The following is a 26,003-nucleotide window of genomic DNA, read 5'->3' as shown; positions in this document are numbered from 1 at the left end:
AGAAAACCGTTACATTTTGCCGCCCATGTCGAGAAGCCTCATGATGCGCTTTTCGATGGGCGGGTGGGTCTGAAACAGCGACTGCATCGTGCTTGGTTTGAGCGGGTTCGCGATCCACAAATGTGCCATGCTCGAACTCTGTTTTTGCAGCGGTTGCCCGTATGTCGAGAGCTTGTGCAGGGCACTCGCGAGCGCCTCTGGGTGTCTCGTCGTGAGCGCGCCGGTCGCATCGGCGAGGTACTCGCGCTGGCGCGAGACGGCGAGCTGCACGAGCCCCGCGATGAGGGGTGCGATAAGCATCGCGATGAGCCCAAACACGAACACAATGGGGTTCTGGTTGTTGTTATTGCGTGAGAAAAACGCCATGCGCATGAACACGTCGGCGAGCATGCCAATCGCGACAACGAGCCCGTACACGATCATCGAGACGCGAATGTCGTAGTTGCGCACGTGACCGAGTTCGTGCGCCATGACTCCCTCAAGCTCTGCGTCGTTCATCATTTCGAGCAATCCCGTGGTCGCCGCGACGATCGCGTGCTCGGGGTCGCGCCCGGTCGCGAAGGCGTTGGGAGCGGGGTCGTGAACGATGTAGACCTCGGGCATCGGGGTGCCCGTCGCGATCGAAAGGTTTTCGACGATGCGGTACAGCCTTGGGTTATCGACTTCTTCGATTTTCACGGCCCCCGCCATCGAGACGGCCTGCTTGGAAGCGGTGAAGTACTGAATGAGGGCATACCCAAGCGCAAACACCATGGTAAACACCACGATGGTCATGTCGTTGTAGATCGTTGCGGCAAGCCACCCCAACCCACCGACGAGCGCGAAAAAGCTCAGAATGATGAGAAAGGAGTTGATCTTGTTGCGACGAATCGCCGAATACATAGGCGCCTAGAATTCGATGCGCGGCGGCTCCGAGATGGCCGCCACGTTCTCAACCTCAAAGAACTCACGCTCGGTGAAGCCCATCATGCGGGCGAAGAGGTTGTTCGGGAAGGTCTGAATCTTGATGTTCAGCTCGCGCACGCCGCCGTTGTAGAAGCGGCGCGCAGCCTGAATCTTGTTTTCAGTGTCAACGAGTTGGCTCTGCAGCTCGAGAAAGTTCTGGCTCGCCTGCAGCTGCGGGTATGCCTCGGCAACCGCAAAGATCGACTTCAGCGCCTGCTGCATGTGGTTCTCGGCCGCGGCGGCCTCGACCGGTCCCTGAGCCGAGACGGTTTCTGCCCTGGCTCTCGTAACCTGCTCAAACACCTCTTTCTCGTGCGAGGCGTAACCCTTCACCGTCTCAACGAGGCCGGGAATCAGGTCGGCTCGGCGCTTCAGTTGCACCGTAATGTCGCTCCACGCCTCTTCGACGCGGTTGCGCAGCTTGACGAGGGAGTTGTACGTTGCAGCAACGTACAGCCCCAGCACGACGACAAGCCCAAGAACAATGAGCAGTACCAATGAGGTGTCCATGCGCCCATTGTAAGGCTTCGGGCCTCATTTTCATCTGGTTCTCGCTGTGAGTTAGGCCCCAAGCACCCGGTCAAGATAGGGGTTTACAAAGATTCGATGCGGATCGAGCCGGTCACGCACGGCCGCAAACTCACCAAATCTCGGGTACTGATCGGCAAAGTAGGCCGAGTCGAGCGAGTGCATCTTGCCCCAGTGGGGCCTGCCTCCATACGAGCGCATGATCGCCTGCACCTCTGCGAAGTACAGGCGGTGATCCTCTTTGTAGAAACGGTGAACGGCGATATAGCCGCTCTCGCGCCCGCTCGCGGTCGAGAGCATCAGGGAGTCAGAGGCTGCGTTGCGCACCTCAATCGGGAACGAGATGTTGAGCCGCTTGCGGGAAATCATGTGCTCGATGTCGCGCACAGCGTGCGGCACGGCCTCGAGCGGAACCGAGAACTCCGACTCGCGAAAGCGCACCCGCCGGTTCGTAATGAACACCCGGTACGAGCGGTCGGTGTAGTCACGCACCGATGAAACACCGTTGATGAGCCTATTGATCGTGGGAATCGACCTTGGCACAACCCGTTCGACGTTGACCACTGCCTCGAGCAACGTGTTATTCACGAATTCCTCATCGAGCCAACGCGCAAAGGCGCTCGGTGCGCTGATGCCCGCGCTCTCTGGCAAGCGGGTGTTGAACTTCGTGCGCACCGTGTCGGTGTGCGGAAACCAGAAGAACTCGAAGTGGTCGGTGCTGCGCGCAAGCTCGTCGTAGTTGTCGAGCACCTCTCGCAGCTGGGCGGTTCCCTCCTGCGCGCGAAGCAAAAAACTCGGCACGCACTGCAGCGTGATCGTCACGATCACTCCGAGAGCGCCGAGACTCAGCGCCGCTGCGTCGAGCAGGTCACGGTCACTCTCGTCAATCTCGAGCACCTCGCCCTCCCCCGTCACCAGCGTGAGCCCGACAATCGCGGTCGCAAGACCCCCGAGGCCGAGGCCCGTGCCGTGGGTTCCGGTCTGCGTGGCGCCACTGATCGTTTGCCGATCGATGTCGCCCATGTTCGCGAGTGCGAGGCCAAGCGGATCGAGAATGCCAGGCAGCTCCCACAGGTGCGTACCAGCCCACAACGTCACTCTGCCCCGCCCTGCATCGGCGCTCACGAGACCGCGCAGGTTGCTCATATCGATGCGGATCCCGTCGGTCGCCCCGATTGCCGTAAACGAGTGCGATGCGCCGATCGGCTTCACCCCGTGCCCCGTCTCGGCGGCTCGCCGCACCGCGAGCTGAACCTGTTCGACCGTTTTCGGTGCGATCGAGAGTGCGGGCGTGCACCGCTCTGTGCGTGCCCAGTTGCGCCACGTTGCGCTCATGAGAAGACCTTTCCCTCGCCTCGATAGGTTGGCACCTCACCAACCTTCTCGTCCTGTGAAACGAGTGCGACCTGAGCGACATGCTCCATCACCTCGCCAGACTTTGCGTGCCGCATCCACACGCGGTCACCGACCCCGAGCGTCGCCGCGTTGGCGCCGAGGAGCGGCGTCTGTACCTCGCCTGCACCCTCGCGGCCCGCAAAACTGAGCCCCCGTGGCCAGACGGGCTGAGGCAGCCTATCGGGTCCAGCGACCCCCGAAGCGATCCACCCGCCTGCAAAGACCGTCGCGGTCTCTGGAGTCGCCTTGCGCACGACGTCGAGCGCGTAGCCGACGGCCGGCGCCGGGGTGAAATGCTGATAGTGATCAAAAATGTGCGGCCCGTACAGCCCGCTTCCCGCGGCGACCTCGGTGATCGCGGGTTCAGAGACGGTGCGCTCGACCGATCCTGTGCCACCACCGTTCACGAACTCAAGCCCGGCGATCTCGCGCACGAGACCGATCGCTCGCGCTCGTCGCTCGCGCAGCTCGTCGGCACTCTTGGCCTGAATCACGCGCATCGCGGTTCCCATGAGGGGATTGCCCTTCGGCGCGTTCTGCACGCCTGCGATCTGTGCCTCGTATGACATGACAGCGACAAGCGTGAAGCCCGGCCTCGCGGCCACGGTCTCGGCGAGCGAGCGTAGTTCTTCGGGCTCATGTACCGGCGAGCGAAAGACCCCGACGTTGCCGAGCAGTGGGTGCCGCCATGACGAGTCGAAGTCGAGGCAGACGCGAATCGATTGACGCCCCGCCGCCGGCACGACAGAGTCGATGAGGTCGAGCTGCTCGACCGAATCAATCATGATCGTGACTCGTCTCGCTGCTCGCTCATCGGCAGCAAGCGCCGCGATGGCCGCGCGATCGGCCGTCGGGTAGGCCACGAGCACGTCGTCAATCGTCGCCGACAGCCACACCGCCTCTGCGAGCGAGTACGCGAGCACCCCTCGATATCCGGGCAACTGCAGGACGGTCTCGAGCACCTCGCGAACGCGGATCGACTTCGATGCCACCCGAATCGGCAACCCACCGGCCCGCCGCAAGAGGTCGTGCGCATTGTGCGTGAGCGCGTCGAGCTGGATCGCGACGAGTGGGGCCGAGAACTCCCGAGTGGCATCGTTCATGCCACCCCAGTAGCCGTCAGGGTTCAGTCGCCAGGGTTCTGCGTATGCCCGGTCACGCAACTTTGCGTCGTCGAGAGAGAAGACCATGGCCTGATTCTAGGCGACAACCTCCCGCGCGAGCACAAAGCGCACCCCTTTTGGCGTTTCTCACGAAAACCGGCAGCAAGAAGTGGTTGAAGAGCCCTTCGGCTCACAACGACTCAAACGCCGCAGAATGCGCGTTTACTGATCGAGCCGCAGAGAGACGACATCGCCCGTCTGATCATCAACTGTCACGTGCACGGTTGTTCCCGGCTCAGACAAAGCCCCTTCGAGCCATACCGTCTTCGGTGTGGTCGGCTCTGACTCGGCAGCATTGAATCCAGATGACGTTCCAAATGCCCAACCCGCAACAAAAGTAACCGCCGCTACGACTGCCGCCACGACCAACGCTCTCGGTTTGATCCGCTGTGTTTCTTGCATCGATATACCCGCTTCCAGAGCAAGCCCGTTTCGCTACCTCGCGAACGCTCACGCGCCTCGCTCATATGTTTGAATGTAGCCACGACCACCGACACCGACAAGGGTCGGTTACGAACGATAAAAATGCCAAGGGGTACCGGTCTTACCCGCACCGTTTCTGGTACCCCCAGTCGGACTCGAACCGACACTGAAAAGATTTTAAGTCTTCCGCCTCTGCCAATTGGGCTATGGGGGCGCATGCGCTCAGTCAATTCTAGAGTGTTCACGACCTTCGCCGCTGAACGGCGTGCCGTGGGTACAGCAAAGGCCCCGGGTAGGGCAGTACCCGGGGCCTTACGCTCCGACGAGTGCGTCGGAAGTTGCTGGTGGCGCTCGCCCTACCCCGCCTAGCGTGCAGGGATCATGGCTCGCGCCAGGCGGTTACGCCGAGAGGCGATCGCGCAGTGAGTCGAGCTGGCCCTGCAGCGCAGCTGGCAGGCGATCACCGAACTGAGCAAAGTACTCGTCGGTGAGGCCGCACTCTTCGAGCCACGACGCGGGGTCAACGGCAAAGAGCTTCTCGAGCTGCTCGCCGGTCACGTCGGTGCCCTCAAGCTTCAGCTCATCATCGGCAGGAACGCGGCCGATTGCGACCTCGCGGCCCTCAACTTCGCCCTCGACGCGGCGCATCGCCCAGTCGAGCACGCGCGAGTTATCGCCGAAGCCTGGCCACAGGAAGCTGCCGTCTTCGTCGCGACGGAACCAGTTGACCTGGAAGATCTTCGGTGCCTTGTCGCCGAGCTTCTCGCCCATCTCGAGCCAGTGGCCCCAGTAATCGGCCATGTTGTAGCCGCAGAAGGGCAGCATCGCGAAGGGATCGCGGCGAAGCTCGCCCACGTTGCCCTCCTGAGCCGCGGTCTTCTCTGACGAGATGGTCGCGCCCATAAAGACGCCGTGCTCCCACGAGAGCGACTGAGCGACGAGCGGCACGTTGGTCGCACGACGTCCACCGAAGAGGATCGCGTCGATGGGCACGCCATCCTGCTCGAACCAGTCATCTGCGAGGGTCGGGGTCTGCTGAATCGGCACCGTGAAGCGCGAGTTCGGATGAGCAGCGGGACTCTCTGCGTCTGGGGTCCAGTCGTTGCCGAGCCAGTCGATGAGGTGATCGGGAACCTCGTCGGTCTTGCCCTCCCACCACACGTCACCCTCGTCGGTCAGTGCGACGTTCGTGAAGATCGTGTGGCCCCAGAGGGTTTCCATTGCCACGGGGTTCGTCGACTCACCGGTTCCGGGAGCAACGCCAAAGAAGCCTGCCTCGGGGTTGATCGCGTACAGGCGGCCGTCTTTACCGGGGCGAAGCCATGAGATATCGTCGCCGATCGTCTCGACCTTCCAGCCAGGAATCGTGGGCTGCAGCATCGCAAGGTTCGTCTTGCCACACGCCGAGGGGAACGCTGCGGTGAGGTGGTACGCCTTACCCGAAGCCTCGTTCGTGAGCTTCAGCAGCAACATGTGTTCTGCCATCCAGCCCTCGCTACGCCCCATGACGCTGGCGATGCGAAGCGCGAAGCACTTCTTCGAGAGGAGTGCGTTGCCGCCGTAGCCCGAGCCGTATGACCAGACCTCGAGGGTCTCTGGGAAGTGCGTGATGTACTTCGTGTCGTTGCACGGCCACATGACGTCTTCTTCGCCCTCTTCGAGGGGCGCGCCGACCGAGTGCACGGTGCGAACCCACTCGCTACCAGGGGTGATGCCGTCGAGAGCGTCCTGGCCCATGCGGGTCATGATGCGCATGTTGAGCACGGCGTATGGCGAATCAGTGAGCTGAATGCCGAGCTGCGAGATTGCACCACCGACGGGGCCCATCGAGAAAGGCACAACATACATCGTGCGGCCCCGCATCGACCCGTCGAAGAAGGGCTTGAGCTCTGCCTTCATCTCAGCGGGAGCGCGCCAGTTGTTCGTGGGACCTGCATCGGCCTCGTTCTCTGAGCAGATGAAGGTGCGGTCTTCAACACGCGCCACGTCTGCCGGATGTGAGCGCGCAAGGAAGCTCCCCGGGCGCAAGTCTTTGTTGAGGGGAATCAGCGTTCCCGCATCGACCATCTCTTGCGCGATGCGATCCCACTCGGTCTGCGAACCGTCGCACCATTCGATGCGAGCCGGCTCGGTCTGCTCAGCGACCTCAGTCACCCACTTCAGAATTTCAGGATTGGTCGTGGTAGCGTGCTCTGCAACAAGCTCAGCAATGCTCATATAGATACTGGTTCCTCTGCCCATGAACTGTATTCGTGATTAGTTCCGGATCAAACATCGTGTGAAATCCGGGTGAACATTTCAATATTCTCAGACCGATACTGGCAAACCCCGCAAAATCGGTTGTCAATTTTTGCAGAATTTGCTTTATAGTAAAAATATGACTCCTACGAGCGCACTCCAAGACGCTTTTGGCGATTCCAATCACCTCATCAGAGGAAAACGCATTCGCTTTTACCGAACGCGAGCGGGCCTCACGCTCGAGCAGCTCGGCGCCAAAGTCGGCGTCGGCCCCAGCCAACTCTCGCTCATCGAGAACGGTCGACGCGAACCAAAACTCTCGCTCCTCGAAGCCATCGCACGTGAGCTCGACACCACGCTCGCCGCCTTGCTCAGCGACGAAGCACCCGATCGCCGCAGCGCATTCGAGATCGAACTCGAACGCGCCCAGCAGGGTGTGCACTACACCGCCCTCGGCCTGCCCGAGATCAGAAACGTACGCGGGCTCACCGATGAAACCCTCGAGTCGCTCGTTGGGCTACACCGCGAACTGCTCAGGCGTGCGCGGGCTGCCAGCGCAACGCCAGAGGAGGCGCGACGGGCGAACACCTCGATCCGCCACTTCATGCGTGAAAAAAACAATTATTTGCCAGAAATCGAAACACTCGCGACCGATCTCATGGCCTCGGTCGGCCACGTGAGCGGCGCCGTCACCCACCGCACCGTAGCCGTGCTTGCCGAGTCACTCGGGTTTACACTCATCTTCGTCGATGACCTGCCATCGAACACGCGCAGCATCACCGACCTCGAAAACGGACGCATCTACCTTCCGCCGGCCTCGATTCCCGGCGGCCACGGCCTGCGCGCCCTCGCATTTCAGGCGATGGCACACCGCGTGCTCGGACACAACCCTCCAGCAAGCTACGCCGAGTTTCTCGAACAGCGGCTACAAATCAACTACTTCGCCTCTGCCTGCCTCATGCCGGAAGCCGCGACCGCGACCTTCTTGCAAAACGCAAAGGCCGACCGTAACCTCGCGATTGAAGACCTGCGCGACGCTTTCGGTGTCACGCACGAGGCTGCCGCACACCGCTTCACGAACCTCGCCACAAAGCACCTCGACCTGCAGGTGCACTTCTATCGCGCGGACGCGCACGGAGCGCTACTGCGCGGCTACGAAAACAACGACCTTCCCTACCCCGTCGACGCGAGCGGATCGCTCGAGGGGCAAGTCGTGTGCCGCTACTGGGCCGGCCGAACGGGCTTCAAACGCCGCAACCGCACGAGCGAGTTCTACCAGTACACTGACACCCCCGAGGGCACCTACTGGGAGACGAGCCAGATTGGCGACCTCGGCAACTCGGGCGCCTTCTCGATCACCTGTGGCGTGAAGTTTGACGACGCAAAGTGGTTTCGCGGGCGCGACACTCACGTGCGCACCGTCTCAACCTGCCCCGACGAGAACTGCTGCCGCAAGCCGAGCGACGCCCTCGCCGAGCGCTGGGAAGGATCGGCGTGGCCGAGCGCGCGCATGCACGCGCACATTCTCTCCCCTCTTCCCACCGGGTCGTTTCCGGGCGTTGATGACACCGAGATGTACGAGTTTCTCTCGGCGCACGCGCCTGAGCTGTAGCGGGGTCGCCGCGTTAGGCGGCGTGCGTGCGGGCACGGGTGCCGGGCTGGCGTGCCGGCCTCGGGTGCCAGGCTGCCCAGGCTTGCGTGCGGGCCTCGGGTGCTGGGCCGATCCGCCGAAAATTTCGTTTACTTGACGAAAAGCAGGGTGTAATCGCCAAAACACCCTGCTTTTCGTCAAGTAGACTGCGAAAGGCCGCGCAAAGCCACCCAAACGCACGAACGCCCCCAGAGCCAAAGCTCGAGGGGCGTTCGGTAGGCCGGTGAGGCGCTAGTCAGCCTTGGGACGTGACGCGAACTCTTCGAAGATCGCGCGCGGCTCAAGAGACGCCTCGATGTTCACGATGTCGCGGCCCAGGAAGAAGTGGCCAACCCAACCGCCGAACACGCGCCACTTGCGTTCCCAAGTGGGAATAGCGAGGCCGTGGTAGAAGCGGTGCGCGAGCCAAGCGATGTAGCCGCGAAGCGCGAACTTGCCCGACTGGAACACGCCGGTGTTCATGCCGAGGCCTGCGACAGCGCCCTGGTTCTTGTGGTTGTACTCGGCAGGTGCTTCGCCGCGCAGTACAGCAACGATGTTCTTCGCAAGCAGTCGACCTTGGCGCACAGCGTGCTGCGCGTTTGGCACGCAGAATCCGCCAGGGCCAGGGGTCGACGAGATGTCGGGGGTCTGCGAGGTGTCGCCAGCAGTCCATGCGCCTTCAACAACCTTGCCGTCTTCGGTCGTGATCTGCAGCGTGGGGCTGCCGATGACGTGGCCGCGAGGTCCAATAGGCAGGTCGGTGCCGCGCAGGAATGGCCGGGGCATAACGCCCGCAGTCCAGACGATGAGGTCTGACTCGTACTTCTCGCCCGTCGAGAGCTCGATGTTACCGTCGGCTGCCGACGAGAGCTGCGTGTCAAGGTGAATCGTCACGCCGCGACGGGTCTGGTCTTTGACCACCCAGTCTGCGGTACCTTGCGAGACCTCGGGCATGATGCGGCCCATAGCCTCAACGAGGTGGAAAGCCGTCTCGTCGAAGGTGATCTCGGGGTAACGGCGCAGGAGGTTCGTTGCGAACGAGCGCAGCTCGGCAACAGACTCGATGCCGGCGAAGCCGCCGCCAACGACCGTCACGGTGAGCAGGCGTGCGCGCTCCGGTGAGCCCTTCGGCAGCAGTGCGGCGCGCTCGAAGTTTCCAACCATGCGATCGCGAATGGCCATGGCCTCTTCGATGGTCTTCATGCCAATGGCATTCTCGGCGATGCCTGGAATCGGGAAGGTGCGCGAAACCGAACCGGTCGAGATGACGATCTGGTCATACTCGAACTCGTAGGGCTCGCCAGCGTTCGGGGTGATCGTCGCGGTCTTGGTCGCGTGCGAGATACCGGTGACCTTGCCTGCAATGTTTGCGGTGCGCTTGAGGTGACGACGACGAGCTACGACGGCGTGACGGGGCTCAATCGAGCCTGCTGCAACCTCGGGAAGGAAGGGAAGGTAGGCCATGTACGGCAGCGGGTCAACAATCGTGACCTCAGCTTCGCCCGATCGGAGCCACTTCTCGAGCTTCCACGCAGTGTAGAAACCTGCGTAACCACCACCGACGATCAGAATCTTTTTAGCCACGAGGCTATTCTCCTTGCGTGTGATATTCAGAGGGGCGCCCTTCGAAACTTCGTTGAGCGCTGCAGACGTTTGGTATACGCCTAACCCCACTATCCTAAGGCATAACGAGCCCAGATCACGATTTCCTGAGAACGATTCAGCGGCGGATCTTGAGCTGGTTACGCCCCGATCACAGACGCCCGTTGTCTTCGCCCCGGGAATATGATGACGAAACTCGCAGGAATCGCCACGTATCGGTATGACCGACGTGCGATGTCGTTAGAGCACAAGCCCTGAATCGCGAATGGCGAGGTCGCCAATCGGGTTGACGCCGGGGCCTGCAGCGAGCGCATGACCGATGAGCGCGTGGAGGCACTTGACGCGCGTCGGCATGCCGCCAGCGCTCACGCCTTGCACTTCAGGAACCTCGGCGACCTGGTCACGGTCGGCGACGTACGAGGCGTGCGCAGCCTGGTACGCCTCAGCGACCGACTCGTCGCTCGCGAGCAGTTCGTTGTACTCAACCATTTTGCCCTCGGCCTCGAGGCGTGAGGCCGCCTTCACCGCTTCGGGGTGGGTGAGGTAATAGAACGTCGGAAACGGGGTTCCGTCTTCGAGCCTCGGAGCGGTCGCAACGACCGCTGGAGTGCCAGCTGAGTCACGCGCGGCAATGCCGACCACTCCCCTGGCCTGGCGGCCGAGCTGTTCGCTCACGGTGTCAATGTCGGCCTGGGTTGCATCGTCAAGCTGCACGATCGTTCCTTTCGCGCGGTGGCGTTAGCGGGTGGTGAGGAGTTCTTCGGGCTCGGCGGTCGTCGTTCCGGCGCCGAGAACCGAGGCCGCGAACTCGGCTGTCCAGCGGCGCTCGGTCGGGGTGAGCTCCGTGCTCACCGAAAGTTCTTCGTCTTCGGGAATGATCACACCGTCTTCGATTACGGTGAGCTGCACCTCTCCTGGCATCACGTAGAAGAGGCGTTCCCTGGCCTGTGCCCGAATGTACACGGGGTCTTGCCATTTATGTTGTTCTTGCTCGATCTCGTCGAGCGATGCGCGGCGCTGATCGACGCTCTCTTGCAACTGCGCGATTTCACGCTGCTGCTGCAGGTAAGTCGAAAAGCTGGGCGCGAGTACAACCGCAGCGATCAGCACGAGGCTCAAGATGGTGGCGGTGAGGCCACTCATCTTGAGGCTCTGAAACCACAGGCGCATGTCGCCCCGTGAACGGGGTTCACGGGCGACACGCTCCTCGCGCCGACGCTTCACGGTGTCTTAGCCCTGAAAGCGCGGGAACGCTGCGCGGCCTGCGTAGCGTGCCGCATCGCCGAGGTCTTCCTCGATGCGCAGCAGCTGGTTGTACTTCGCTACACGCTCCGAGCGCGCGGGAGCGCCCGTCTTAATCTGGCCGCAGTCGGTCGCAACCGCGAGGTCAGCAATCGTGACGTCTTCAGTCTCGCCTGATCGGTGCGAGAGAATCGCGGTGTAGCCAGAACGCTGTGCGAGCTGCACGGCGTCGAGGGTCTCGGTGAGCGTACCAATCTGGTTCACCTTCACGAGCAACGAGTTCGCAGCACCCTTGGCAATGCCGTCTGCGAGGCGTGCGGGGTTCGTCACGAAGAGGTCGTCTCCAACGAGCTGCACCTTGTCGCCGAGCGCCTCGGTGAGCTTGACCCAGCCTTCCCAGTCGTTCTCGTCGAGGGGATCCTCGATCGACACGAGGGGGTACTTCGCGCAGAGATCGGTGTAGTAGGCGATCATGTCGTCTGAAGAGCGTGACTCGCCCTCGAACTGGTAAGCGCCCTCTGAGAAGAACTCGGTCGATGCGACGTCGAGTGCGAGTGCGACATCGGTGCCGGGCTTGTAGCCAGCACGCTCGATTGCCTGCACGATGAGGTCGAGTGCCGCAGCGTTGTTCGGCAGGTCCGGGGCGAAGCCGCCCTCGTCGCCGAGCGCGGTCGCGAGGCCATTCTCTTGCATGAGTGACTTGAGTGAGTGGTACACCTCAACACCCATGCGAAGGCCCTCTGAGAAGGTCTCGGCGCCGATGGGCACCGCCATGAACTCCTGAATATCAACACCCGTGTCGGCGTGAGCTCCGCCGTTAATGATGTTCATGAGCGGCACGGGAAGCGTGCACGCGGTAGGGCCACCGATGTAGCGGTAGAGAGGCAGACCTGCCGAATCGGCTGCGGCATGTGCGACCGCGAGGCTCACGCCAAGAATCGAGTTTGCGCCAGTCTCGCTCTTGTTCTCGGTTCCGTCGGCGGCGATGAGTGCCGCGTCAACGAGACGCTGATCGTCGGCAGCAATATCGTCTACTGCGGGGCCGAGCACGGTGTGAACCGCATCGACAGCCTTTTGCACGCCCTTGCCGAGGTAGCGACCCTTGTCGCCGTCCCTCAGCTCGTATGCCTCGAAAGCGCCGGTGGAGGCGCCTGAGGGAACCGCTGCGCGGCTCACTGCTCCGTCGCTGAGCGCGACCTCAACCTCAACGGTCGGGTTGCCTCGCGAGTCAAGAATTTCTCGTGCAATGACTGCATCGATATATGCCACCATGAACTCCTCGTAAATTACATCGGGGTTGAACGCCCTGGGCGCCAATAATTACTCTACCGTGACGGCGTTAGCGATCACCCTGTGAACGAACATCGAGATCGTTCGCGCTCAGGGTGTCGGGGCGCACGTTTGCGAACTCGTGAAAGCCTTCTCCGGCGATTCGATCAAGCATGGCCTTCATGTTTTTCACACGCTTTTCAAGGCGCACACGGTGCCCCTTGGCGACGAGCTCTCGTTTAATGCTCATGAGCTGCGCCTTCGGCACATCGGTGTCGTAGACGAGCGCGATCGAGGCTGGCCCAGCATTCTCAGGAAGCTCGATGAGATCAACGACACGTTCGAAGCCGATCGAGAAGCCGACCGCGGGCACGTCTTGCCCGAGGAACCGGCCGACCATGCCGTCATAGCGACCGCCACCACCAACCGAGCTCCCCGAAGCCGGGTGGGCGACCTCAAAAATCGTGCCCGTGTAGTAGCCCATGCCGCGCACGAGCGTGGGATCGAAGCGCAGGGTCACGTTACTCGGAATCGCGTGCTCCAGAGCCTCGCCCAGATCAACAAGGTTCGTGACGCCCTCGCCGCCGAGACCCTCGGGTAGCGCGGCAACAATCTCTTCACGCGTGAGTGCGATGCCTTCACCGGCGATTTTCGGGGCAACAGCCTCGAGTACCTCACCCATGCGAGCGGCGGCGGTTGCGTCAAGCTCTTCAAGCTCTTCGACAACGCCCGAAGCACCGATCTTGTCGAGCTTATCGATCGTGATGAGCGCACGGTCATGCACCTCGGCCTCAAAGCCACAGTGCGCAAGCAGGCCGAAGAGCACCCGACGGTCGTTCACCCGGATCGTCACGTCGGTGAGGCCGAGCTCGGCAAATGCCTGCGATGAGGCCGTCAACAGCTCGATCTCGGCCATGAGCCCGGGCTCGCCAATGATGTCAATGTCGGCCTGCACAAATTGCCGGTAGCGCCCCTTCTGCGGGCGCTCAGCGCGCCACACTGGCGCGATCTGGATCGAACGAAATACGGGCGGCAGCTGCGCACGGTTCGTCGCGTAGAAACGTGTGAGTGGCACCGTGAGGTCGAAGCGCAGCCCCAGATCGGCAATGCGCTCGACGCCCTCATCGGCGGCCGCATGAAAGTCATCGGCCGTGAGCCCGCGCTTGAGCACCGAGAACGAGAGCTTCTCGTTGTCGCCGCCGAGGCCTGCGTGAAGCCGCGAGTAGTCCTCGAGCATCGGGGCCTCGATCTCGTCGAAGCCGTGGGCGCGGTACACCCCGCGAATAACGCTGAGCGCATGCTCGCGACGCGCCTTATCTTGAGGAAGGAAATCGCGCATGCCACGTGGGGCGTTTACCGTCTTTGCCATGCTCACTATTCTTTCACGAGCGAGCGGGCCGAACAAACCACGCGAGGGTGCTCCGGGCCAATGCTGCCCGGAGCACCCTCGCGCCCACCTTCCTAGTGCTTCACGGGTGGTTCAGCGCCGAAGCCCGTGAGTGAACGCACCTCCATCTCGGCGGCGAGCGCCTTCGATTCGCGCGTCGGGTCGGTGACTGAGCCGATCCACGCCAGTAAGAAGCCGACGGGAATCGAAATGATTCCCGGGTTCTTGAGCGGGAAGATCGCAAAGTCGACCCCGGCTCCGAGCATCGCTGTCTCGTCTCCTGAGACCACCGGCGAGAGGGCGATGAGCCCGACCGCGGTCACGAGGCCGCCAACCATCGACCAGACTGCCCCGCGGGTCGTGAACTTCGACCAGAAGAGCGAGAACAGGATCGTTGGCAGGTTCGCCGAGGCCGCGACAGCGAAGGCGAGCGCGACAAGAAAAGCGATGTTTTGCCCCTGCACGCCAATACCGCCGACGATCGCGAGAGCGCCAATGACCACCGTGGTGACGCGTGCGACCTTCACCTCCTGCTGCGGCGATGCCTGCCCCTTACGCATGACGCTGTTATAAATGTCGTGCGCGAACGAGGCAGATGCGGTGATCGTGAGCCCAGCAACGACCGCGAGGATCGTCGCGAATGCCACTGCCGAAATGAACCCGAGCAAGAGCGGCCCGCCCAGGAACTGTGCGAGGAGCGGAGCAGCGGAGTTTTGCCCGCCCGGTGCTTGGGCGATCGTCTCTGGCCCCACGAAGGCACCGGCCGCAAAGCCAAGCACGAGGGTGAAGAGGTAGAAGATACCGATGAGCCAGATGGCCCACACGACTGAACGTCGCGCCTCTTTCGCCGTGGGCACCGTGTAAAACCGCATGAGCACGTGAGGAAGCCCAGCCGTACCCAAGACGAGTGCGAGCGCGAGTGAGACGAAATCGATCGGGTGCGCACCGTACTGCAGCCCGGGAGCGAGAATCGCATCGCCGTGCTGGTTCTCGGGGTTCACGACCGCGGCTTCAAGGACCGCCGCAAAGTTGAAGCCTTTGAGGGCGAGTACCCAAATCGTCATCGCGCCGGCACCAGCAATGAGCAGCACTGCCTTAATGATCTGTACCCAGGTGGTTCCCTTCATGCCACCGATGAGAACGTAGAGAATCATGACGACGCCCACGACCGCAATGACGAGCGATTGGCCTATCTTGTCGTTGATGCCGAGCAGCAACGAGACGAGCCCGCCAGCGCCAGCCATCTGGGCGAGCAGGTAGAAGAACGAGACCGCGAGAGTCGTAGGCGCTGCCGCCATGCGCACGGGGCGCTGCTTGAGCCGGAACGAGAGCACGTCGGCCATCGTAAACTTCGCGGTGTTGCGCATGAGTTCGGCAACGAGCAGCAGAGCAACAAGCCAGGCGACAAGAAAGCCGATCGAGTACATGAAGCCGTCGAAGCCATTGATCGCGATGGCACCGCAGATGCCAAGAAACGATGCGGCCGAGAGGTAGTCGCCCGCGATCGCGAGGCCGTTTTGGCGCCCGGAGAATGAGCGGCCTCCCGCGTAGAAGTCGGCCGCGCTCTTGTTTGTTCGCCCGGCCCGCACGACGATCACCATGGTGACCGCCACGAAGGCGAGAAAAATGCTGATGTTGAGCACGGGGCTCTGTTCGGTGTTTGAGCCGTTCACGAGATGCATCATGGGGTGACCTCCCACTGTGCCTGCTCGCCCGACTCGATGCTCTCAAGCTGCGCACGAAGCGCCTCCGAGCGGGGATCAAGCTGCCTGTTTGCGAAACGAACGTAGCCCATGGTGATACCGAAGGTGGTCACGAATTGACCGAGGCCAAGCCAGATACCGACGTTCAACCCCCAAAAGGGCTTCGCCATGAAATCGTGAGCGTATGCACCCAAGATCACGAATCCGATAAACCACACCATGAAGGCGAAGGTTAAGGGAAACACGAATCGGCGCAACCGGTGCTTGAGTTCTTGAAACTCCGGTGTTCGTTGGAACTGTTCGTAGTCGATCGGGTGAGCGCCCTTGCTCTCCTGATCAGACGGGTGATATGACATCGAGGCCTCCTTGCCTGTCAGTGCTTTTTGAGGGTGGATCGGGGATCCCGACCCCGCGCTCTACGGCAGCGTCACGACGCGCGTTGGCGGGGCCGAAACGGTGTGCTTGAGCGAGGCAATGAGCTCGTCAACCACCGTCGGGTCTTCGATCGTCGCCGGAACCGTATAGGGCTCACCGTCGACGATCTGACGAATGGTCTTGCGTAGAATCTTGCCCGAGCGGGTTTTCGGCAGTCGTTCGACGACCGTGACATCTCGAAACGATGCGACGGGGCCGATGTGCTCGCGAACGAGCGCGATGAGTTCGGTCGCGAGCTGCTGATCGTCGATGCCCACGCCGTGCTTGACGGTGACGAAGCCCGCTGCGCGCTGGCCTTTGAGCTCGTCGCTCACACCGATAACGGCGCACTCGGCCACGGCACTGTGTTGTGTGAGCACCTCTTCGAGCGAGCCGGTTGAGAGACGGTGGCCAGCAACGTTGATGACGTCGTCGGTGCGGCCCATGACAAACAGGTACCCGTCTTCGTCGTAGTACCCGGCGTCACCGGTCGAGTAGTAGCCTTTGAACGCCGAGAGGTACGAGTCGATGAAACGCTGGCGGCTGCCCCATATCTCGAGCAGGGCTCCCGGGGCGAGTGGCAACCGAATGCCGATATTGCCCTCAACGTTGGGCTCGGTGATGCGTTTGCCGTTTGAGTCGAGAATGTGCACGTCGAAGCCGGGCATGGGTACCGTCGTCGAACCGGCCTTTGCCGGAAGCTCTTCAATGCCGAGCGGGTTGGCGCAAATCATCCAGCCCGTTTCAGTCTGCCACCAGTGATCGACAACCGGAACGCGCAGTCCATCGTTCACCCAGTGCCAGGTCTCGGGATCCATGCGTTCGCCAGCGAGGTAGATCGCCTCGAGCTTCGACATGTCGTAGCGCTTCAGGTGCTCGAGCTCTGGGTCTTCGCGGCGAATCGCGCGCAGTGCTGTTGGCGCCGTCGAGAGCAGCTTCGCCCCGTGCTCTGAGAGCACGCGCCAGAAGGCACCGGGGTCGGGGGTTCCGACGGGCTTGCCCTCGTACAGAATCGTCGTGCCGCCTGCGATGAGTGGCCCGTACACGATAAACGAGTGGCCTACGACCCAGCCCACGTCAGAGGCGGTGAACATGGTGTCGCCAGGCCCAAAGTTGTAAATGTTCTGCATGGCCCACTGCAGGCCGACCGTGTAGCCACCGCTGTCGCGCACGACGCCCTTCGGGCTTCCGGTCGTTCCCGAGGTGTAGAGAATGTAGAGCGGATCTTCTGCACGCATGCTGACCGGCTCGGCAGGGGTGCTCTTCGCTTCGAGCTCTTCCCAGTCATGCCACGATGCGCTGCTGCCAGCGTTGTACTCGGCCGCGGTGCCCGGCACAGCGTCTCGCTGACGCACAATAACCGATTCGACCGAGCAGTCGTCGCCAACGAGTTCGAGCGCCCGAGAGACGAGCGGCAAGTACTCGACGACGCGGCCCGGCTCGAGCCCACCGGCCGTCGTGACGATGACCTTGGGCTTTGCGTCAGCGATACGCACGGCAAGTTCGTTCGCGGCAAAACCACCAAAGACTACCGAGTGGATCGCTCCGATGCGCGCGCACGCCAGCATCGCGATGACCGCCTGAGGCACCATCGGCAGGTAGATGAGCACGCGATCACCCTTCGAAACGCCCTGGTCGCGTAGGACCCCCGCAAAGAGCGCTACGGCATCGCGAAGCTCGCGGTACGTGAAGGTGAGTTTCGTTCCTGTCATCGCTGAGTCGTAAATGAGGGCCGCGTTGTCGCCCCGCCCCGCATCAACGTGGCGGTCGAGCGCGTTCTCTGAGACGTTCAGTTCGCCGCCCGGAAACCAGCGCCACTCATATTCGCCGCGCTCATCGAGGGCACGCGTCGGTTCAGTTTTCCACTGGGCCCGGGTCGCAACGTCAAGCCAGAACCCCTCGGGGTCGTCTTGGCTTCGCTGCCACACGGGCCGATAAGCGGCACCGGGGGTTACGGTGGCGGTGTGCGCGGGTGCTGATGCGATTGACACTGGTTTCTCCTTTGAAATGAGTGAATTCGAGCCTGCCCAAAGAGCATTTGTCTGATAGTAATGACGCGGGTAAGTTGGGAGTACCCTCGAAAGTAGGTAGTCCAATGAAGAACACCCTCGACGCTAAGGCGCTCGAAACGTTGCTGGTGCAGGCGGTGAAAGATTTTGCAGCGGCGACGCAGTTTCCTATCGTTTTTGGTGGGTATCAGATCGGTGGCATCGCAACCGTTTCAGCGGTTGAGGGCAATCGCACCTCGAACCTTGATGGCCTTCGTGTGGCCGCGGAGCGCGGGCTCGGGGGCCGCGCTCTTGTTGAGGCGAGACCGCGTTTCACCACCAACTACGAGCGCTCAATGCACATCACGCACGACTACGACGTGCCCATTCTTTCTGAGGGAATTACCGCCCTCATTGCGGTTCCCGTCGTCGTTGGCGGTGAGGTAAGGGCGGTGCTCTACGGCGGCGCACGCCAGAGAAGCGGCCCAGGGGCATCGCAGCCCGGCACCTCGTTTCTACAAACCACGAGCACCATCGCCCAGCGTTTTTCGCGTGAACTGAGTATTCACGACGAGGTTCAGCTCAGGCTGAAGGCGCAGTTACTTGAGCAGCCGACCGTACCCGGCCCGTTGCTCGAGGGACTCAGACAACACCACGCCGAGTTGCGACGCCTCGCGACCGATGTGCGCGACCGAGCCCTGCGCCAACGTCTTCACGATCTTGAGCAGTCGTTGACAAACCTCGGGGTGACCGCGATGCCTGATTCGACGCCGACTGCTGCGGTGCTCACGGTGCAGCTTTCACCGCGCGAAATCGACGTGCTCACGCAGGTCGCACTCGGCTACTCGAACCTCACGGTCGGCAATGTGCTCGGCCTCACCGAGAGCACGATCAAGAGTTACCTGAAGAGCGCCATGGCAAAGCTCGACGCTTCGAGCAGGCACGAGGCCGTGGCTCAGGCGAGGCAACTCGGCATCATCGTGTGACGCACAGGCGATTCACGCAACGCTCAAGAGGCCGCGTCGGGCAGCCGTTCATCGGCAAATCGTTTCGTCGCGGCGCGCATGGCCCGGTCTACGTCGATTCCTTGTTCGTTTGCCTCGTGCACAAGTCTCATCATCGCATCACCGATCTCCCGCTCGTCTCGCACCGGCTCGGCCGGTGCTTCGAGCAGCTCAGCGCGGCGTAGTCTCTCGACGACCTTGGCGGCGCGAGCGAGGCTTGCCATGCCCGCAGGAACCCCCTCGAGCGGGTGGCGGGAGCCCCGCTCTGCACCCTCGGCCGCCTCTTTCAGGTGCTCCCACTCGGCGTTAAGCTCGGCTTCGGTCATGTACCCGGCATCGCCAAACACGTGAGGGTGCCGCGCAATGAGCTTGTCGGCGAGCGCCCCAGCGATCGCGTCAAACGAGTACCCCTCGCCATCGCGTTCAGCGAGAGAAGCATGAAAAAGCACCTGGTACAGCACATCGCCGAGCTCTTCGGCGACGTGCTGCGCGCTTCCCCGCTCGATGGCGTCAACGGTTTCGTAGGCCTCTTCGACGAGGTACTTGGTGAGGCTCTCGTGGGTCTGAACCTGGTGCCAGGCGCAGCCTTCGGTAGAGAGCATCGTTCGCACGACGGCTTTGGCCCGTTCGACCCCGTCGAGCTGTGGCTCGGGAGCGTTATTGTCGTTCACACACGAATCGTATCGTGCAAGGCATCGAGTGCGCAGAAGGCTTCAATATTCGAAAGTCTATTCTTTTGTGAGGGAAGTTCCTGTAGCGTTGTCACGGTGCTCGACCGATGTCGGGCGCACACCATGTACGCGTACGCAAGGAATATCGACACCCATGAAAAAGATGCCACGCTTCGCTGCCGTTACCGCGGCAGCAGCCATGATGCTCACCCTCTCGGCCTGCGCAGGCGGCCAGAGCACCGCACAGGCGTGCACCATTCTTGAGAAGTCTCCCATCACCACCGGTGACGGCTTCGACAAGAGTCTCGAGGATGCAGTGCAGAATGGAGGCACCATCAATGAGGCCTTCGCACCGATCAGCGATGAGCTCAAGAAGCTCACGAAAGACATCACCAATGACGAACTCGCGCCGACCGTGAAAGAAGCGAACGACGCGCTTACCTCGCTGCTGAAGACCGCTGGCGACATGAACTTCCCCGCTATGGCCGACATGGACATGACCGATCCCGAAGCCATGGCTGAGCTCGAAGAGATTCAGGCAAACTTCGAAAAGCTCGAGGCCGAGGTTACCCCGGCGAGCGAGAAGCTCAACACGGCCTTCACCAAGATCAACGAGGTCTGCTCGAAGTAGTGTGAGCACGAGACCGGCTCACCGGTCACCGTGTCAGGCCCTCGGTGTGGCCGTCGCAAGACGGCTCATCACCGGGGGCTTTCCTTATGCCATCTGCGGGTCACGCCACATCGTCGTGAGCGTCAGACCAGTGGGCAACGCGATGGTTCCGTGTGGCTCAAAGCCCAGCGCCCGATACCGGGCGTCGTTCGCGGGGTTTGACGACTCAAGGTACGTCGGCTCTCCGAGCGCATCGAAGTGCGCAAGGTTCTCAGCGAGTAAGCGCATGCCGATACCCTGCCCCCTTCGCGAGGGGTGCACCCCGAGCAGGCTCAAATAGTTGTGCGGTTCGGTGGGGTGCGCCGCTTCGAAGCGCTCACCGATCTCAAGCAAGGTTGCGTACCCGCTCTCGCCGAGGAGCGAAGTCGCGAAGTGCTCGAACTCGGCTGACTCGTCAGCCGAGAGTTCTTCGCCTCCCGGTGGCAACCAGACGCTCACCGCAGCCGAACCGTCGATCGCGTAGGTCATGCCGTAGCGCTCTGCAGCAGAGCGCACGAACAACCCCCAGTAGTTCGTCGAGAGCCTCAGGTCGTCTGGGTCTGGCACGAGCAACGGAGCCCAGGTCGGATCACCCGAGAACGCGAGCGCGATCGTTTCAACCGCGGCGTCCATTGCGCCCCGCTCCCGTGCAACATGCTCGGCACTGCTGTGAGAAGCCATCCGCTCCCTTTCCCTCTTGTCGACCACGCTAGCCCGGCTTGGCGCGCGAGGCTAGGCCTCGGCGGGATCCGCCTCGAAGAGATGACGAACCACGTCACTCGCCCACGTGAGAATATCGTCACCCTCGGTGCTGCCTCGCTTCGCCACGGGGCTCGACGAGGGGCGCGGCAACGGAACCTGCAGCACACCGGTCTCTTTCGAGTACTGCGCACCAGGGTACATGCGAGCCATGCGCATGCGGCGCGAGTCGAGCATGTCAACGCGTTCGATGCGCAGCTGCCCCGCTGCGGCGATAACCTTCGTCATGCCGAGCAGCTGGGCGCGGCGACGCAGCGCTGAGACCTGTGCAAGCTTCTCGACGGGCTCCGGCGGGGTACCGTAGCGATCGGTGAGCTCTTCGAGCACGAGGCTCATGTGCTCCTCTGGTGCCTGCGGATGCGCCGCGGTTGCGAACTTCTGGTACGCCTCGAGACGCAGCCGGTCACTCTCGACGTAGCTCTCGGGAATGCGCGCGTCGACCGGCAACTCGAGAATGAGCTCGCGGTCTTGTTGCACCTCTTCGCCTTTGAACGTGCTCACGGCCTCGCCGATCATACGCAGGTAGAGATCGAACCCGACGCCCGCGATGTGGCCCGACTGCTCGCCACCCAGCAGGTTGCCGGCTCCGCGCAACTCGAGGTCTTTGAGCGCGACCTGCATGCCGGAGCCCAGTTCGTTGTTCTTGGCGATCGTTTCGAGGCGCTCGTAGGCGGTCTCGGTGAGCGGTTTCTCGGGGTCGTACAAGAAGTAGGCGTAGGCGCGTTCACGGCTGCGCCCCACGCGCCCGCGCAGCTGGTGCAGCTGGCTGAGCCCGTACTTGTCGGCCTGGTCAATGATGATCGTGTTGGCGTTGGCGATATCGAGTCCCGTCTCGATGATCGTCGTCGACACGAGCACGTCGTACTTGCGTTCCCAAAAGTCGATGACGACCTGCTCGAGCTGTGCCTCAGAGAGCTTGCCGTGCGCGACCGCGATGCGCGCGTCAGGCACGAGCTCCTGCAGCCGCGCTGCGATGCGGCCAATCGACGAGACCCGGTTGTGCACGAAGAAGATCTGGCCCTCGCGCAGCATTTCGCGGCGGATCGCGGCAGCAATCTGCTGGTCACTTCTCGGCCCGACGAACGTCAAAATCGGGTGCCGTTCTTCGGGCGCGGTCGCGAGCGTCGACATCTCGCGAATACCCGTCACCGCCATCTCGAGGGTTCGTGGAATCGGGGTCGCGCTCATCGCGAGAATATCGACGCCGTGCTTGAGCTTCTTGAGGGTGTCTTTGTGCTCGACACCGAAGCGCTGCTCCTCATCGATAATGAGAAGCCCAAGGTCGTGGTACTTGACCTTCTCAGAGAGCAGTCGGTGGGTGCCGACGACGACGTCAATGGTGCCCGCAGCAAGGCCCTCGAGGGTCTCTCTGGCCTCTTTGTCGGTCTGGAACCGAGAGAGGGCGCGGAGCTGAATCGGGAACCCCGCGAAACGATCCTGGAACGTCTCGAAGTGCTGCTTGACGAGCAGCGTCGTGGGCACGAGCACCGCGACCTGCTTGTTGTCTTGCACGGCTTTGAACGCCGCACGCACCGCGATCTCGGTCTTACCAAAGCCCACGTCACCAGAGATGAGGCGATCCATGGGAATCGGCTTCTCCATGTCGCGCTTGACGTCGTCGATCGCGGTGAGCTGGTCAACGGTCTCGACAAACGGAAAGGCCTCTTCAAGCTCAAGCTGCCAGGGGGTGTCGTTCTGGAAGGGGTGCCCCTTCGCCTGCATGCGTGCCGAGTAGAGCTTCACGAGCTCGACGGCGATGTCGCGCACCGCCTTGCGAGCCTTCGTCTTGGCCGTCGACCAGTCGTTGCCGCCCATCTTCGACAACGTCGGCTCTTCGCCTCCGACGTAGCGCGAGAGCTGGTCGAGCTGATCGGTTGGCACGAACAGTTTGTCTTTGGGCATGCCGCGCTTCGTCGACGCGTACTCAATCACGAGGTACTCTCGCTGGGCCTTCCCCGCGCCCTTACCGACGCCGGTGGGCACCATGCGCTGGGTGAGCTCGACGAAACGGCCGATGCCGTGCGTCTCGTGCACCACGTAGTCACCTTTGACGAGCTTGAGCGGATCAACGACGTTCTTGCTGCGGCGGCCCGCAAGCTTCGCGGGCGCCCCCGCACGGTCAGCGAGCGAGCGTCCGAAGAGCTCACCCTCGTTAAGCACGACGAGCTTTGCCTCTGCCGACTCGAAACCGCTCCAGTTCACGCCTGTCACGACGTACACGAGCGCCTCTCCAGGCCCCGCGGGAACCTCGGCGAGGCTCTCCCGCTGCTCGACAGCGAGTCCCTGCTCGAGCAGCAACTCGGCCGCGCGCTGCTGGAGCCCCGGCCCCTGCACCGTGACCACGGCACGCCAGCCAGAGGCTAAGCGCGTGCGCAGGTGGCCCGCAAAGAACTCGGTCGCCAGCTCACCCGGAGCGGGCTCTGGAAGCACCTGGGCCGCGACAACGATGTCTTCGCCAAAGTCGTCTTCTTCGGTCGCAAACGACGAGATGGTCCACCAGGGGCGTTCGACAGAAGCCTTGCGCACCTCTGGCAGCGAGATAAGCCCGCTCTCAGCGAGCTGAATGGGCGCTTCTCCCCCGGCAGCCGTGACGCTCCACGAGGCCTCAAGAAACTCTCGGTTCGTCTCGGCGAGACTAATCGCGCGCGAGGTGACTTTCTCGGGAGCGATGACCGTGACCGATCCGCCCTCTGGCAGCAAAGCTGTGAGCGGCTGCATCCCGGGCGCGAGCTGCGGCATGAGACTCTCCATGCCCTCGACCGGAATGCCCTGGCTGATCTTCTCGAGCATTGCCGAGTATTCGGGCAGTTCGGTGAGTAGCTCAGCGGCACGCGACCGAACGTCGTCGGTGAGCAGCAGCTCCCGGGCCGCGGTGATCTCGATCTCTTGCACCGGCTCGCCGACCGAGCGCTGGTCAGAGATCGCGAAGTGACGCATGTCGTCAACCTCGTCACCGAAAAAGTCGATGCGCACGGCATGGTCGAGCGAGGGCACGAAAATATCAACAATGCCGCCCCTCACGGCGAACTCACCGCGCCTCGTCACCATGTCAACGCGCGTGTAGGCCATCTGCACGAGCCGCTCGAGGATCTCGTCAAGCGTGTAGTCCTCACGCCCGAGCGTGAGCTTCAGCACGTCTGCCATGGCAGCGTGTGGCGAAACCGGCTGCAACACGGCCCGCGCCGACGCCACGACGATGAGAGGCGAGCCCGAACCATCGTGCTCGCGAATGCGACGTAGCGCGCGCGAGCGTTTACCGACCGTCTCAGTTGAGGGGCTCAGCCGCTCGTGCGGCAGGGTCTCCCACGCACTGAACTCGGTCGTGAGGGCCTCAGGCATGAGGCTCGCGAGCTCGGCACGCACGCGGTCGGCCTCGCGACTCGTCGCGGTAATGACGAGGTGTGCGCCGTGATCGTTCTCGCCACGAAGCCTTCGAACGAGTCCCGCGATGAGCGGGGCGCGAACGCCCTCACGGCACGAGAAATCAACGTCATCGCGCCCGTACTCGAGCGCCCTCGCATACGACGATGACTCGGCGAGTAAAAGATCGAGACCGCTCAGGCTCACGCTTTGCCCTTTCCATGAATTTCTTGCTGGGCCTGCAAAAGCCCGGCATCAACAATGCGCTCAACGGCATCGGCCGCGAGTTCGAGCGTCACGCCAAGGTCATCGCGCTCACCGGACGCAAAGGGCGAGAGCACGAAATCAGCAGGGTCTTGCCTGCCGGGCGGGCGACCCACCCCGATGCGAACACGAATAAAGTCTGGGGTTCCGAGCGCCTTGGCAATGTCACGCAGGCCATTGTGGCCACCGTGACCGCCGCCGCTCTTGAGCTTCAGCGTGTGGGCCTCAATATCGAGCTCGTCGTGCAAGACGATGATGCGCTCAGACGCGATGCCATAGAACTTCGCGAGCGACGAGACGGGGCCGCCCGAGAGGTTCATGAAGCTGTTGGGCTTGGCGAGAATGTATTTCGGGCCCCCGGGCATAACCCGGCCCTCGAGCACCCGCGCTCCCGCTTTGTGAGCCGAGTACGATCCGCCAATGCGGCCGGCGAGCACGTCAAGCGCCATCTGGCCCACATTGTGCCTGGTTGACTCGTACTTTGCCCCGGGATTACCGAGCCCTACAACCAGCCACGCGTCGACCGCCACAGTTCCTCTTCTCTTTCGCCAAAACACTCCCTAACGATACCGTGTCTCGCTCAGAGTCACGGGCAACGAAAAAGCTCCCGGGCTTACACCCGGGAGCTTTTGCGTAAAGGCTTGCGTTACTCTGCTGCCTCGGCAGGTGCCTCTTCAGCTGCAGCCTCAGGCTCTTCGCTCACGCGTGCCTCAACGATGTTGACCACGAGGGCCTCAGCATCGTCAACAGCGCTTGCGCCAGCGGGAAGCTTGATGTCCTGTACGAGGAAGCGGGTGCCTGCCTCGAGGCCCTCAACGTCAATCTCAATAACCTCAGGAATCGAGGTTGCAGGAACGTTGAGTGCGAGGGTGTTGAGCTCGAGCAGCATGGTCGCGCCGTTGAAGGGCTCGCCAACAACCGTTACGGGAACCTCAACCTCAACGGTCTCGCCCTTCTTAATGATGAGCAGGTCGACGTGCTCGACATAGTGGCGCACGGCCTCTTTCTGAACGTCCTTCACGAGAACGAGCTGCTTCTTGCCGTCGATGTCGAGCTCGATCACCGAGTTTGCGTAGCGCACGATGAGCGAAAGCGCGTGAGCGTCGACCGAGATGTGCAGGGGCTCTGCACCGTGGCCGTAGACAACCGCTGGGGTCTGGCCGAGTGCGCGGAGCTTACGAGCGGCGCCCTTACCGAAGTTCTCGCGGGGGGCTGCTTCAAGCTTGAAAACGTCTGCTGACATGAGTTTCTCTCTTTCCGGGGTGTGACCCCTTGATGTAACGGCTCACACGAATTTGCCCAGAAGAGCGATCCCGCGTCGATAACGGATGCTGGTGCATCCCTCGCCGAAGTACATGAGCATCTT

The 26,003-nt window shown here is 62.3% G+C and carries 22 protein-coding genes and 1 tRNA gene; 3 read left to right on the top strand and 20 right to left on the bottom strand.

Translation table 11 applies throughout. The features are described from left to right. Window positions 1–9: 9 nt before the first annotated feature. The 7 genes from JSO19_RS10725 to JSO19_RS10695 all read right to left on the bottom strand — a co-directional run bounded on the left by JSO19_RS10725 (window position 10) and on the right by JSO19_RS10695 (window position 6,671). Complete coding sequence (locus JSO19_RS10725; protein WP_270911652.1) at window positions 10–882, bottom strand: M48 family metalloprotease; 873 nt, start codon at window positions 880–882, stop codon at window positions 10–12. A 6-nt stretch (window positions 883–888) separates the two neighbouring features. Next, window positions 889–1,455 carry a LemA family protein gene (locus JSO19_RS10720; protein WP_270911651.1) on the bottom strand — a complete coding sequence of 189 codons (567 nt, stop codon included), beginning with the start codon at window positions 1,453–1,455 and terminating at the stop codon, window positions 889–891. Between the two features lie 51 nt (window positions 1,456–1,506). Continuing rightward, a complete protein-coding gene (locus JSO19_RS10715; protein ID WP_270911650.1) occupies window positions 1,507–2,808 on the bottom strand; it encodes a D-arabinono-1,4-lactone oxidase in 1,302 nt (433 codons plus the stop codon). Next, window positions 2,805–4,058, bottom strand: a complete 1,254-nt coding sequence (locus JSO19_RS10710; RefSeq protein ID WP_270911649.1) for an alanine racemase — start codon at window positions 4,056–4,058, stop codon at window positions 2,805–2,807. Before JSO19_RS10710 ends, JSO19_RS10715 begins: the two co-directional genes overlap by 4 nt. Before the next feature lie 135 nt (window positions 4,059–4,193). Continuing rightward, window positions 4,194–4,433 carry a hypothetical protein gene (locus JSO19_RS10705; RefSeq protein WP_270911648.1) on the bottom strand — a complete coding sequence of 80 codons (240 nt, stop codon included), beginning with the start codon at window positions 4,431–4,433 and terminating at the stop codon, window positions 4,194–4,196. A 158-nt stretch (window positions 4,434–4,591) separates the two neighbouring features. Then, window positions 4,592–4,668, bottom strand: a tRNA-Leu gene (locus JSO19_RS10700). Between the two features lie 185 nt (window positions 4,669–4,853). Next, window positions 4,854–6,671 (bottom strand): phosphoenolpyruvate carboxykinase (GTP), encoded by a 1,818-nt coding sequence (locus JSO19_RS10695; protein WP_270911647.1) that lies wholly within the window; start codon window positions 6,669–6,671, stop codon window positions 4,854–4,856. Window positions 6,672–6,831: 160 nt separating this feature from the next. On the opposite strand from JSO19_RS10695, the gene JSO19_RS10690 reads away from it, so the two are divergent. Continuing rightward, window positions 6,832–8,304: a helix-turn-helix transcriptional regulator gene (locus tag JSO19_RS10690; protein ID WP_270911646.1), complete on the top strand. Its 1,473-nt coding sequence runs from the start codon at window positions 6,832–6,834 to the stop codon at window positions 8,302–8,304. Window positions 8,305–8,574: 270 nt separating this feature from the next. On the opposite strand, the gene JSO19_RS10685 is transcribed toward JSO19_RS10690, so the two are convergent. The 8 genes from JSO19_RS10685 to JSO19_RS10650 all read right to left on the bottom strand — a co-directional run bounded on the left by JSO19_RS10685 (window position 8,575) and on the right by JSO19_RS10650 (window position 17,933). Further along, window positions 8,575–9,909: an NAD(P)/FAD-dependent oxidoreductase gene (locus tag JSO19_RS10685; protein ID WP_270911644.1), complete on the bottom strand. Its 1,335-nt coding sequence runs from the start codon at window positions 9,907–9,909 to the stop codon at window positions 8,575–8,577. 258 nt (window positions 9,910–10,167) lie between these two features. Further along, window positions 10,168–10,641 carry a DUF501 domain-containing protein gene (locus JSO19_RS10680; RefSeq protein ID WP_270911642.1) on the bottom strand — a complete coding sequence of 158 codons (474 nt, stop codon included), beginning with the start codon at window positions 10,639–10,641 and terminating at the stop codon, window positions 10,168–10,170. A gap of 24 nt (window positions 10,642–10,665) precedes the next feature. Then, the gene (locus tag JSO19_RS10675) at window positions 10,666–11,097 is read right to left on the bottom strand and encodes an FtsB family cell division protein (protein ID WP_270911640.1); all 432 of its coding nucleotides are present in this window, start codon (window positions 11,095–11,097) and stop codon (window positions 10,666–10,668) included. Window positions 11,098–11,157: 60 nt separating this feature from the next. Continuing rightward, the gene (eno, locus tag JSO19_RS10670) at window positions 11,158–12,438 is read right to left on the bottom strand and encodes a phosphopyruvate hydratase (RefSeq protein WP_270912137.1); all 1,281 of its coding nucleotides are present in this window, start codon (window positions 12,436–12,438) and stop codon (window positions 11,158–11,160) included. A 70-nt stretch (window positions 12,439–12,508) separates the two neighbouring features. Continuing rightward, window positions 12,509–13,807, bottom strand: a complete 1,299-nt coding sequence (gene hisS / locus JSO19_RS10665; RefSeq protein WP_270911639.1) for a histidine--tRNA ligase — start codon at window positions 13,805–13,807, stop codon at window positions 12,509–12,511. Between the two features lie 92 nt (window positions 13,808–13,899). After that, window positions 13,900–15,510: a solute symporter family protein gene (locus JSO19_RS10660; RefSeq protein WP_270911637.1), complete on the bottom strand. Its 1,611-nt coding sequence runs from the start codon at window positions 15,508–15,510 to the stop codon at window positions 13,900–13,902. Beyond that, on the bottom strand, window positions 15,507–15,884 hold the full coding sequence (locus JSO19_RS10655; RefSeq protein ID WP_270911636.1) for a DUF485 domain-containing protein: 378 nt from the start codon (window positions 15,882–15,884) through the stop codon (window positions 15,507–15,509). The genes JSO19_RS10660 and JSO19_RS10655 overlap by 4 nt, the downstream gene beginning before the upstream one ends. A 60-nt stretch (window positions 15,885–15,944) precedes the next feature. Continuing rightward, window positions 15,945–17,933 carry an AMP-binding protein gene (locus tag JSO19_RS10650; protein ID WP_442915687.1) on the bottom strand — a complete coding sequence of 663 codons (1,989 nt, stop codon included), beginning with the start codon at window positions 17,931–17,933 and terminating at the stop codon, window positions 15,945–15,947. 104 nt (window positions 17,934–18,037) lie between these two features. Here JSO19_RS10650 and JSO19_RS10645 point away from each other — a divergent pair, with 104 nt between their 5' ends. Next, the gene (locus JSO19_RS10645; RefSeq protein ID WP_270911635.1) at window positions 18,038–18,916 is read left to right on the top strand and encodes a LuxR C-terminal-related transcriptional regulator; all 879 of its coding nucleotides are present in this window, start codon (window positions 18,038–18,040) and stop codon (window positions 18,914–18,916) included. Window positions 18,917–18,939: 23 nt separating this feature from the next. Here JSO19_RS10645 and JSO19_RS10640 read toward each other — a convergent pair whose 3' ends face one another. Continuing rightward, on the bottom strand, window positions 18,940–19,605 hold the full coding sequence (locus tag JSO19_RS10640; RefSeq protein WP_270911634.1) for a MazG nucleotide pyrophosphohydrolase domain-containing protein: 666 nt from the start codon (window positions 19,603–19,605) through the stop codon (window positions 18,940–18,942). A 154-nt stretch (window positions 19,606–19,759) separates the two neighbouring features. Here JSO19_RS10640 and JSO19_RS10635 point away from each other — a divergent pair, with 154 nt between their 5' ends. Beyond that, on the top strand, window positions 19,760–20,236 hold the full coding sequence (locus JSO19_RS10635) for a hypothetical protein (protein WP_270911632.1): 477 nt from the start codon (window positions 19,760–19,762) through the stop codon (window positions 20,234–20,236). 84 nt (window positions 20,237–20,320) lie between these two features. Here JSO19_RS10635 and JSO19_RS10630 read toward each other — a convergent pair whose 3' ends face one another. From JSO19_RS10630 to JSO19_RS10615, 4 genes are all read right to left on the bottom strand, one after another. Beyond that, a complete protein-coding gene (locus JSO19_RS10630) occupies window positions 20,321–20,935 on the bottom strand; it encodes a GNAT family N-acetyltransferase (RefSeq protein WP_270911631.1) in 615 nt (204 codons plus the stop codon). Window positions 20,936–20,986: 51 nt separating this feature from the next. Continuing rightward, complete coding sequence (gene mfd, locus JSO19_RS10625) at window positions 20,987–24,580, bottom strand: transcription-repair coupling factor (protein ID WP_270911630.1); 3,594 nt, start codon at window positions 24,578–24,580, stop codon at window positions 20,987–20,989. Next, window positions 24,577–25,167 carry an aminoacyl-tRNA hydrolase gene (gene pth, locus JSO19_RS10620; protein WP_270911628.1) on the bottom strand — a complete coding sequence of 197 codons (591 nt, stop codon included), beginning with the start codon at window positions 25,165–25,167 and terminating at the stop codon, window positions 24,577–24,579. Before pth ends, mfd begins: the two co-directional genes overlap by 4 nt. A gap of 116 nt (window positions 25,168–25,283) precedes the next feature. Then, complete coding sequence (locus JSO19_RS10615) at window positions 25,284–25,880, bottom strand: 50S ribosomal protein L25/general stress protein Ctc (protein WP_270911626.1); 597 nt, start codon at window positions 25,878–25,880, stop codon at window positions 25,284–25,286. Window positions 25,881–26,003 lie beyond the last annotated feature (123 nt).

It is taken from the genome of Leucobacter sp. UCMA 4100 (genome assembly GCF_027853335.1).
Classification (GTDB): Bacteria; Actinomycetota; Actinomycetes; order Actinomycetales; family Microbacteriaceae; genus Leucobacter_A.
This window is presented reverse-complemented; position numbering and strand designations above follow the sequence as displayed.

Bases quoted from the DNA above. Each gene is read 5' to 3' on its own strand.
- JSO19_RS10725 (WP_270911652.1), bottom strand. From the start codon at position 882: ATGTATTCGGCGATTCGTCGCAACAAGATCAACTCCTTTCTCATCATT.
- JSO19_RS10720 (WP_270911651.1), bottom strand. From the start codon at position 1,455: ATGGACACCTCATTGGTACTGCTCATTGTTCTTGGGCTTGTCGTCGTG.
- JSO19_RS10715 (WP_270911650.1), bottom strand. From the start codon at position 2,808: ATGAGCGCAACGTGGCGCAACTGGGCACGCACAGAGCGGTGCACGCCC.
- JSO19_RS10710 (WP_270911649.1), bottom strand. From the start codon at position 4,058: ATGGTCTTCTCTCTCGACGACGCAAAGTTGCGTGACCGGGCATACGCA.
- JSO19_RS10705 (WP_270911648.1), bottom strand. From the start codon at position 4,433: ATGCAAGAAACACAGCGGATCAAACCGAGAGCGTTGGTCGTGGCGGCA.
- JSO19_RS10695 (WP_270911647.1), bottom strand. From the start codon at position 6,671: ATGAGCATTGCTGAGCTTGTTGCAGAGCACGCTACCACGACCAATCCT.
- JSO19_RS10690 (WP_270911646.1), top strand. From the start codon at position 6,832: ATGACTCCTACGAGCGCACTCCAAGACGCTTTTGGCGATTCCAATCAC.
- JSO19_RS10675 (WP_270911640.1), bottom strand. From the start codon at position 11,097: ATGCGCCTGTGGTTTCAGAGCCTCAAGATGAGTGGCCTCACCGCCACC.
- hisS (WP_270911639.1), bottom strand. From the start codon at position 13,807: ATGGCAAAGACGGTAAACGCCCCACGTGGCATGCGCGATTTCCTTCCT.
- JSO19_RS10660 (WP_270911637.1), bottom strand. From the start codon at position 15,510: ATGATGCATCTCGTGAACGGCTCAAACACCGAACAGAGCCCCGTGCTC.
- JSO19_RS10655 (WP_270911636.1), bottom strand. From the start codon at position 15,884: ATGTCATATCACCCGTCTGATCAGGAGAGCAAGGGCGCTCACCCGATC.
- JSO19_RS10645 (WP_270911635.1), top strand. From the start codon at position 18,038: ATGAAGAACACCCTCGACGCTAAGGCGCTCGAAACGTTGCTGGTGCAG.
- JSO19_RS10635 (WP_270911632.1), top strand. From the start codon at position 19,760: ATGAAAAAGATGCCACGCTTCGCTGCCGTTACCGCGGCAGCAGCCATG.
- JSO19_RS10630 (WP_270911631.1), bottom strand. From the start codon at position 20,935: ATGGCTTCTCACAGCAGTGCCGAGCATGTTGCACGGGAGCGGGGCGCA.
- JSO19_RS10615 (WP_270911626.1), bottom strand. From the start codon at position 25,880: ATGTCAGCAGACGTTTTCAAGCTTGAAGCAGCCCCCCGCGAGAACTTC.